The organism is Pseudostreptobacillus sp., from assembly GCF_977040545.1.
On the sequence record NZ_CDRRBS010000133.1, the window covers coordinates 1 to 2,171 of the forward strand.

Annotated in this window: 3 protein-coding genes and 1 pseudogene; all 4 read right to left on the reverse strand. The window is 25.6% G+C overall.

Annotated elements, in window-relative coordinates:
• Positions 1-473, reverse strand: a 473-nt coding sequence (locus tag ACWYO2_RS05840) for a hypothetical protein (RefSeq protein WP_455515542.1), incomplete at its 3' end; no start/stop codon positions are given.
• 4 nt (positions 474-477) lie between these two features.
• The gene (dapD, locus tag ACWYO2_RS05845; protein ID WP_455515543.1) at positions 478-1,170 is read right to left on the reverse strand and encodes a 2,3,4,5-tetrahydropyridine-2,6-dicarboxylate N-acetyltransferase; all 693 of its coding nucleotides are present in this window, start codon (positions 1,168-1,170) and stop codon (positions 478-480) included.
• Between the two features lie 70 nt (positions 1,171-1,240).
• Positions 1,241-1,957: a 4-hydroxy-tetrahydrodipicolinate reductase gene (gene dapB, locus ACWYO2_RS05850; protein ID WP_455515544.1), complete on the reverse strand. Its 717-nt coding sequence runs from the start codon at positions 1,955-1,957 to the stop codon at positions 1,241-1,243.
• Positions 1,954-2,171, reverse strand: a pseudogene (locus ACWYO2_RS05855) (SDR family NAD(P)-dependent oxidoreductase); the annotation flags it as partial. The gene dapB and the pseudogene ACWYO2_RS05855, both read right to left, overlap by 4 nt.

The following is a 2,171-nucleotide window of genomic DNA, read 5'->3' on the forward strand; positions in this document are numbered from 1 at the left end:
TCTATATGATGCATATTCAAATTAGAGATCTTATCAGTTTTATTAAATTTTTCATATAAATATATTAAATCTGCCACAAAATTTACATCATTATATTGTGTTAAATAATTTATATTTTCTATATATTTAATTGCTGATTCAAAATCATTTTTATTTAAAGCATAACTTAATAATTTTTGATTTGAATTTATGTTATACCAATTATCTCCAACATGTAAATCTAAAATTTTATTATAATAATCAATAGATTCTTCTATATTATTATCACTATTAGATATTAAAGCTAAATTATTAAGAACTTTTACAGCAATTTCTTTATTCAAATTTTCATTGCTTAGTTTTTTTAATATAATTTTAGCTTTTTTTAATTCCCCATTAGCTATAAATTGACTAGCTTTTTGTAGTTCTATATCTATATTTGAAAATGAAACAATAGAAATTAATAATGAAAAAATAACAAGCAATTTTCTCATATATCTATTTTCTTAAACCTTCTACAAGCTCTGTTTTAGATTTAGTTTTATCATCTATATTTTTAATTATTTTTGCAGGCATTCCAGCAACCATTACTCCACTAGGAACATTTTCAGTTACTACAGCTCCTGCAGCAACTACTGAACCTTCTCCTATTCTAACACCTTCTAAAACTACAGCATTAGCTCCTATAACTACATTATCTTCAACAACAACTGGATCTGCTGAAGGTGGTTCTATAACACCAGCAAGAACTGTCCCTGCACCTATATGACAATTTTTACCTACAGTTGCACGTCCTCCAAGTACAACATTCATATCTATCATTGTACCTTCACCAATTTTAGCTCCTATATTTATAACAGACCCCATCATTATTACAGCTTTATCACCTATACTTACTCTATCTCTAATTATAGCACCCGGTTCTATTCTTGCATTTATTTTCTTTATATCAAGTAAAGGTATTGCAGAATTTCTTCTATCTACTTCCAAATGATATTTTTCTATATTATTTTCTTTTATTAATTTTTCTACTTCATCCAAATCTCCTATAACAAGTTTTAAACTATCTCCAAATATTTGGCATGAATACTCACCTTTTATTTCAGCATCTGTATACATTTTTACAGGTGTTTTTCTAGTTGAGTTTGAAATATATTCAATAATTTCTTTTGATCTTTCTAATTCTGTCATTTATTTATTCCTTTCTTTATTTTTTATAAATTCTACCACAAAAAATTCTAAAAAACAATTAGAATATGCTTTAAATTAATTCATTGATAGAATATAGTCCTTTTTTTAATTTAATCAATTTTTCTAAAATTGAAATTGCACCATCTGCAAATATTTTTCTTGATAAAGCAGTATGTTTAATTTCAATAATTTCATCTCCTTTGGTAAATATCACTTCATGTTCTCCAACAATAGAGCCACCTCTTATAGAATGAACTCCTATCTCATTTGCTCCTCTTTTAATATCATGTCTTCCATACACTCTATTCATTTTTTTTCCTAATGATTCGTCTATAACATCAAGTAAAGTATTGGCTGTTCCACTTGGTGCATCTAATTTTCTATTATGATGCTTTTCAACTAGTTCTATATCAAAATCTTTTAATATTTTAGTTGCATATGCTACTATTTTATTTAAAGCATTAACTCCAAAAGAAGTATTAGTTGCCTTAAGTATCGCAATTTTTTCTGACATATTTTTTATAATCTCATTTTCTTCTTCACTATGTCCAGTAGTCGCTATTAGTATATTTTTATTCTTTTTTACTGCAAATTCTAATAACTCCTTAGTTAAACTATGATGTGAAAAATCAACTATAACATCAAATTCTTCATTTATCTCATTAAAATCAGAAAAATCTCCATTACCAAATTTATCATATCTTCCTATACAGATATTTCCACTAGACTTTATCGAATCTAAAACATAATTTGACATTACTCCTGTTCCTATAACTAATATTTTCATTTATTTTTCCTTTCTTGTGCCTTATTAACAAAATACAGCATAATATTTATTGGTAGTATATTTGACATAAAAACTGCAATTTTATTAGTCCATCCCGGTATTATTAATTTTTTATTTAAATTATTCAAAGTATATTTTGCAACATAATCTGAACTATTACTTTCAAAACTTTTATCTAATCCACTATTTTTGATATTAGCCATTTTCCTAAAAC

Bases quoted from the DNA above. Each gene is read 5' to 3' on its own strand.
- dapB (WP_455515544.1), bottom strand. From the start codon at position 1,957: ATGAAAATATTAGTTATAGGAACAGGAGTAATGTCAAATTATGTTTTA.
- dapD (WP_455515543.1), bottom strand. From the start codon at position 1,170: ATGACAGAATTAGAAAGATCAAAAGAAATTATTGAATATATTTCAAAC.